The organism is Nocardia sp. NPDC041819 (assembly GCF_055590505.1).
This window is the reverse complement of sequence record NZ_JBVJAP010000042.1, coordinates 1-5,913: the sequence shown is the minus strand read 5'-3', so window position 1 is coordinate 5,913 and position 5,913 is coordinate 1. Positions and strand designations below refer to the sequence as shown.

Here is a 5,913-nt window from a genome sequence, read left to right as displayed (position 1 = left end):
GTAGCGCGCCTGGCGGTAGGAACGGCGCATCGCTTTCACATCTAGCACAGTAGATATCGAACCGGCAACGCGGCCAGCACGCGGACCGCAGCCCGACCAGCCTGCCCGCCGACGGTCGCCTGGTGATCGGTCAGAGTGCCCGAGTCCACTGCCTGCCGGGAAGGGTTCGTAAGCCTCACGGCGACTGCCGACATCACCGGGCGGCCAGGACGTCGATCCGTTGCGCTGCATCTGGAGGAACACTTGCTGCTGGGCGGCAAGCATTTGCTGCTCGGACAACTCGCCCACGGCGGCGGCTTCGGCGATCTGCTTGAGTTGCCTGCGGATGACCGCGGGGTCCGGTCGCGTCTTCTCCTCGGCCTGGTCCGGCACGGCTTGAGGACACCGGATCACCCCGGTGATCACTCTCAACGGGGAGGCGACGATCGCGCCGATCACCCCCACGGTCGGGCCCTGCCGAGGCTGCGGATGCCCGTCCTGACAGGGCGCGGACACCAGGGCGAACCATCGATCGGTTCGACCATCGGCCTCAGCCCGCCCAGCGGGGTGAGGGCCGCTGTCCTTCTCTGGGGGCATACCGTGCCGAGGCAGCTGCCGGTGTCGGCCGACCATACGTATTCCTCACCACGCCACGGTCGCGGCCACGCCCAGATATTGCAGGTAGGCGACGCTTGCCAGCGGCCCGCCGTAGTCACGCCACCACGCATGCAGCGGAACCAGCGCAACCAAGCCGGCGGCGAGTAACACGACACCGAGCACCACCGCCGGGATCCGCAACGGCGCAAGGTGCGCATCGAACCCGGACCTCGGTGGTGTCCGGGCGGCGGCCGGGGTATCGACAGGGCCGCGCCGGGAACCGCGGTTGGCGGTCGGGTCGGTCTTGGCGAACCAGTGGGCCGCTGCAGCGGGGGTAACCGTGGATGACTCCGTACATGCTCCGATCGGCTGGGGCCGCAATCCAATATTCGGACACTTGCCGGCAACGACCGCGCCACCGGCGGCAACCGATCCGACAGGTAACGGTTACCCACCCACGCGGCAAATATCACGGTTTCGCAGACAGGGGATCCCACCAGTTCCTCGGACACGACACCGCAGGCCCAGCCCTGGCGTCACGACCGAACCTGCGGCGTTACGGCCAGTGCCCGAACTCCAACGCTTCAAACCGGTCCAGCTTGGCCTGATGCGCTGCGATCTCCCGCGCCAGATGTGCGCGTGCTTCGGGCAGGCGGTGCGAGCCGTTCGGTATCCGCCCGACGACTGCACCATGCGCAACCACAGGCTAGGGGCGACTGCCCGGGGCATGGATCACCTCTAACGGATGAAACCCGAGGGATGTCGAACACCGCGATTCTCAACAGTGCTCCGGGGCGGCGATTTCGCCAAGATGGGCGGCCCGTCTTGGGATTTACCTTCCCGGGCTTCTCCCTTCCTCTCCGCCGGATTCCGGCCGTGCTCGCTACTCCCGGATACCGAGCGCGGTGCTACACCCAGCAGCGATTTCTGAGATCGCGTCGGGTTTGCCCTGCACGTATGCTCGACACTGGAGCCGTGGAAGGACAGGTCGTCAGCGGGTGAGTAAAGCCGGGCGTGTGATGCGGGAGGCCAAAGAACGCTTAGCGGGTGCGACCGTTCAGGCGGTAGAAGGTGCCGCTGAAAACATCGTGAGGCCCACGGCACGCACGCTCGGCCGCGGTGTTGAGGAAGCACTCGCCACCGACAGGAATGGCGCCGATACCGTGAGGGCGGCCGGCCGCGATGTCTCGGTGAGTGCGTCGCCGGTCCGCGCGCCAGCATCCGTCCTGTTCGACCGGCCTGTGGCCGCCGCGGAACGACGCGTCCACACCAAACAGGACTACATAGAGCTATTCGAGGACCAAATCGGGCGAAAGCTCACCCCGGCCGAACTCAAGACGGTTGACTTGGGCTGTATCGGACTGACCATGGTGCGCCTGGGCCGCACCGGTCTCGAGGCACCTCCGACGAATCTGGCATTCGCCGACGCGCGAGCCCATCGCTTGGTCGCAGAGACCGAGAAGGTGCTCGGCCGCGGGGAGATCGCCAACGACGTGGTGAACAGATTACGGCGCAACCTGACTCGGGCACGACAGGACCTCAATTCCGAATTGAAGAAGCCGGGTGCGGGCCAGGACTCATTCACTGTGCCGCGCATGCAGACGAAGATCAAAGAGTTGGAAGACGAATACGAGCAGGCCAAAACGATAACGCGGCGGTACTGGGCCGGAATCGGGGCAGAGAAGGTCGCCGCCTTGCTCGAGGCTCGAGATGCCGCCAAGGCCGTCGGTGGACAGCAGGTTTTCCAGCAAGTGTCCGGGTACGCCGCGAGATTTAACGACATCCTCGCCACCGGGCCTGCGGACGCCGCGAAATTCGCCGAGCTGGTACGCGCGGACAAACACCTCGCCCCGCTGCGCGGGGTCACCGACGCGCTACCTTCCGGTGATCTGTCGAACTTGCGCGCGCAGATATTCGCCAAACACTTCTGGTCGGGCCAGGAAGAGAAGCTTGGCATGGACGGAAAACCAGCCCGAACCCTCCGGCACCCGCTGGGGACCTCGTCGGTGCTTCCGAATCCGGCCAGGTTCGCCCCCCACCCCCACACCGGGCAGGTCGACATGTCCAAGGATCTCTTCCAGGGTAAGCCCGGATTCATAAAGTTCGACGACGGATGGTATGACGAATGCAGCGGAAGCTGGTGGCATGCCAATCACGCCGAGCGCACCGACCCCAAGGATCCGATGTGCGTCTACCAGAGCGGACCGGAAAAATTCTTCACCGCTTATCCCGATTTCGACAGTTCGGTGGTGTGCATCGCCTTCGTGCGGGACATGCCTTGAAACCACCGACCATCGTCTCGGCCAGGAGGACAGAGTGGATCTCGCAGACTATCTCGACGAGGAGGTCGTGCTCTACGGCATCGCCGAGAACGCAATGGCCGGGGCCGTGCTGCGGTGCGGCCGGAACACGCACGTGTACCTCGACGGGCTGCCACAGTGGGACGAGAGCGACCACCACGGCACCTTCGAGGTCACCGGCGTCCTCGCCGTGGAAGGTGACGATACCGAGGTCCTCCGCGAGAACCGCACGACACACCAGCTCGGCCGCCACTACGTCCTGAAAAACCCGACATGGGAACGTTGTCGGTGAACCTGCCACCCGGGTGCAGCCGGGCACATGCGATTCGTGCGTGTCGGCGGCTCTGTTTCGACATGCTCCGCCGTTGCGACGCCGTCCGAGAACGGATCGATTCTCCACACACCGATCAGTGAACCGAATCGGGGCTGTGGTCGCGACAATCGAAGGATGGGCCGACGCTCACGCCGCCGATGTCCTGTATGTCGGGGGTCAGGGCGCATTCGCCAGAAATCCGGCGGTAGCGAGTTATGGCAGCTACTCTAGTCGACGGCCCTGCTCGTGCGGGGTTGCGACGGCGTGGTCGAGGTAGACGGGTGTTCCACAGCACCACGCAGTTCAATACCAGCCCGAGAGCTGAGAGTTGGTCTTCCATGCCGTCGTAGTACGCCTGGCGCACCTTGCTTTTGTGGCCGTGATACACGTTGCGGGCCAGATTGTGTCGGCTCTCGGTGAGGTTGGCCTGCCGCTTGTCTTCGCGCCGGTAGGGTTCGTCATCTGGCTATAAGGGTGAATTCCGTGACCACTTATCGGTGAATTCCGAGGTCACTCGGGGGTGGTCCGAGGTGGCCGTATCGGTGAATTTCGAGACCACCTCAGTTGGCGTGTCTGGGCGTCGGGCGTGTCAAGATAGTCCCGCCAGTGTGCGTCAGCGGGATGAAGTGTCGCCGAGCGCCGCGGCGATTCTGCTGAGATCGGCTCGTAGGGCCCACTTCCGCCCGCTGCGGCAGCTCACCATCGCCAACTCCAACCATCACAACCACACCGCGCAGACCTGGGCCCTGCACGTCTTCCTGCGATGGCGCAACGCCAACGCCCACCTCCTCTCATCCCAGCGCCGTGAGCGACCACGCATCCGCAGTGAGAAAGGACTCCGTTGGGGAGGGCAACCGCTGAAGGCGGCCTGACCAGCAGCGCGCTGCGTCAAGTGCTCGTGCCGGCGGATGGCCGTCGGTGGCCGCACTCGATCTCGTTGCCGTCGACGTCCGCGACGTAGCCGCGGTGCCCGTTGAAGTGCACCGTCACAGTGCGCGGTCGGTGATCCACCTCGAATGTCGGCGCTCACGGAAATCCCCCGGTGAGCTGGTTTCCGCTCACGTAATTCCTCAGGTTGCCGCTCACGTAATTCCCCACTCGTGGTGAGTGCGTGGCGGCTGGTGCGGTCCTCGCAAGAAGTTGGCTGCTCCCATCGGTTCGAGCGGTGGGAGCTTGGTTTGGCGAGGAGAACGTTCAGCGTGGTCGATGTGACCGAGATCTTGATCCACTGGCATGCGGGTAGGTCGCAGAGCCAGATCGCATCCAGCCTGGGGTTGGACCGTAAGACGGTCAAGAAGTATGTGGACCCGGCCGTCGCTGCGGGGTTGTCTCCGGGTGGGCCGGGGCTGTCGCCGGATGAGTGGGCGGGCTTGGTGCGGGAGTGGTTCCCGCACTTGGCTGACACGAGGTTGCGGCAGGTGACATGGCCGGAGATCGAGAAGCATCGCGATTTCATCGTGGCGATGCTCAAGGCCGGGGTGAGCAAGCAGACGATCTGGCAGCGGTTGCGCGACGAGGAAGGTTTGGTTGCCAGCTCGGCATCGCTGAAGCGGTATATCGCAGCGAACCTGCCGGAAGAGGATCAGCGTGAGCGGGTGACGGTGCTGCGCGATGACCCGCCACCGGGTGCCGAAGCCCAGATCGATTACGGGTATCTGGGTTCGTGGGTTGACCCGATCGGCGGTCGCAAGCGCCGGATCTGGGCGTTCGTGATGGTGCTGGCGATGTCGCGGATGATGTTCGTGCGTCCGGTGGTGACGATGGACCAGCGGGCCTGGACCGAATGTCACGTGGAGGCGTTCGCGTTCTTCGGTGGTGTTCCGGCCCGGTTGGTGCCGGACAACCTGCGCACCGGGGTGGCGCGTCCGGACCTGTATGACCCGAAGATCAACCGCTCGTATGCCGAATTAGCCCACCATTCGGCACCTTGGTCGATCCCGCCCGGCGTGGGAAGCCGAAGGACAAGCCGCGGGTGGAGCGGCCGATGCCGTATGTCCGCGACTCGTTCTGGCGGGGCCGGGAGTGGACGTCGCTGCAGCAGATGCAGAGCGCGGCGATCGCCTGGTGCCGGGATGTCGCTGGGCGGCGCTCGTGTCGCCCGCTCGGCGGCGCGTCTCCGCTGTCGGTGTTCGAAGCGATCGAGGCCGAAACGCTGATTACGTTGCCGCGTAGGACCTTTGTGCTCGCCGAGTGGTCGACCGGCAAGGTCGGCCCGGATATTCACCTCAAGGTCGGCAAGGCGTTGTATTCGGTGCCGTGGCGGCATATCGGCCGTCAGGTCGATGCGCGGTCGACATATTCGATGGTGCAGATCTTCGACAATGGCGAGCTGATCGCCACCCATGTGCGCAAACCGTTCGGCAAACAAACCGACATGTCCCACTACCCGCCGGAAAAGTTCGCCTTCGCCATGCGGGGACCGACCTGGTGCCGTAACCGCGCGGCCGAGATCGGCGGATCGACCGTCGCGGTGATCGCGGAATTACTGTCGGAGAACGCACTTTTCCGCCTCCGCGCAGCCCAAGGCGTGCTCGGACTGGCCGATCGTCATGGACCGGCGCGGCTCGAATTGGCCTGCGCCAAAGCGATCACGGTCGGTGATCCGTCCTACCGCACCATCAAGGGCATCCTGGTCGCCGGGTTGGAGGCCGACCCTCCACCACCGAGCACCGGTGATGGAGGGGCCGCGGCATTCCTGCATGGTCCTTCGCGGCTGTTCCGCAA

5 protein-coding genes and 2 pseudogenes are annotated in these 5,913 nt (G+C 64.9%); 4 read left to right on the top strand and 3 right to left on the bottom strand.

Annotation, left to right across the window (positions count from 1 at the left end):
• Both ACZ6DL_RS37840 and ACZ6DL_RS37835 read right to left on the bottom strand, forming a co-directional pair.
• The coding region (locus tag ACZ6DL_RS37840) for a hypothetical protein (protein ID WP_466058529.1) at nucleotides 1-444 on the bottom strand (444 nt) is incomplete at its 3' end.
• A 177-nt stretch (nucleotides 445-621) separates the two neighbouring features.
• The gene (locus ACZ6DL_RS37835) at nucleotides 622-777 is read right to left on the bottom strand and encodes a hypothetical protein (RefSeq protein WP_466058527.1); all 156 of its coding nucleotides are present in this window, start codon (nucleotides 775-777) and stop codon (nucleotides 622-624) included.
• Nucleotides 778-1,574: 797 nt separating this feature from the next.
• Here ACZ6DL_RS37835 and ACZ6DL_RS37830 point away from each other — a divergent pair.
• Nucleotides 1,575-2,858: a hypothetical protein gene (locus ACZ6DL_RS37830; protein ID WP_466058525.1), complete on the top strand. Its 1,284-nt coding sequence runs from the start codon at nucleotides 1,575-1,577 to the stop codon at nucleotides 2,856-2,858.
• 34 nt (nucleotides 2,859-2,892) lie between these two features.
• Complete coding sequence (locus ACZ6DL_RS37825) at nucleotides 2,893-3,168, top strand: hypothetical protein (RefSeq protein WP_466058523.1); 276 nt, start codon at nucleotides 2,893-2,895, stop codon at nucleotides 3,166-3,168.
• 115 nt (nucleotides 3,169-3,283) lie between these two features.
• Here the strand turns inward: ACZ6DL_RS37825 and ACZ6DL_RS37820 are convergent.
• Nucleotides 3,284-3,640, bottom strand: a pseudogene (locus ACZ6DL_RS37820) (Tn3 family transposase); the annotation flags it as partial.
• Between the two features lie 157 nt (nucleotides 3,641-3,797).
• Between ACZ6DL_RS37820 and ACZ6DL_RS37815 the strand changes: the two are divergent.
• Entirely contained in the window at nucleotides 3,798-4,061 is a 264-nt protein-coding gene (locus tag ACZ6DL_RS37815) for a hypothetical protein (protein ID WP_466058521.1), read from the top strand.
• Between the two features lie 327 nt (nucleotides 4,062-4,388).
• Nucleotides 4,389-5,913 (top strand): annotated as a pseudogene (gene istA / locus ACZ6DL_RS37810) (IS21 family transposase); the annotation flags it as partial.